The sequence below is a fragment of the Sulfoacidibacillus thermotolerans genome (genome assembly GCF_003144315.1).
Classification (GTDB): domain Bacteria; phylum Bacillota; class Bacilli; order Alicyclobacillales; family SLC66; genus Sulfoacidibacillus; species Sulfoacidibacillus thermotolerans.
Genome location: NZ_MPDK01000121.1, coordinates 1 through 408 on the forward strand (window position 1 = coordinate 1; position 408 = coordinate 408).

A 408-nucleotide genomic window follows, 5' to 3' on the forward strand; every position below is an offset into this window, starting at 1 on the left:
GGGCATAATAAATTTATTGAATCTCCTTCTTTTTCAATATATATTAACACATCATCATCAAGCATGATTGCTTGATCATCGGTATCAATTGAAGGGATACCCAAGGCTCGGCAAATAACATCTGCTAAATCTTCCATATATTCCTCTTCTACAAATGACGAATACCCTTTCACCATATTCCATCTTTTGGGGTCCCCTCTTCTTTCAGCATAAGCCAGCTCTCACGAAGATACCGGTAATTTTTTCATAACTTTATTTCCAGGCACACCAGTATTCATCTCTTGGATTTCCATATTACCACTATTCATTAGAATAGTAGAAAATAATCTTTTCTCTTCTGAGGATAATTTACTATTTAATTGAGAAAACTGCCCTGTTTCATGTTTTCTTATTATTTCTCTTTTAATT

Annotated in this window: 2 pseudogenes; both read right to left on the reverse strand. The window is 33.6% G+C overall.

The features are described from left to right. Positions 1-137 (reverse strand): annotated as a pseudogene (locus BM613_RS14770) (type III secretion system chaperone IpgE); the annotation flags it as partial. Between the two features lie 72 nt (positions 138-209). Continuing rightward, positions 210-407, reverse strand: a pseudogene (locus BM613_RS14775) (inositol phosphate phosphatase SopB); the annotation flags it as partial. Position 408: the final 1 nt, after the last annotated feature.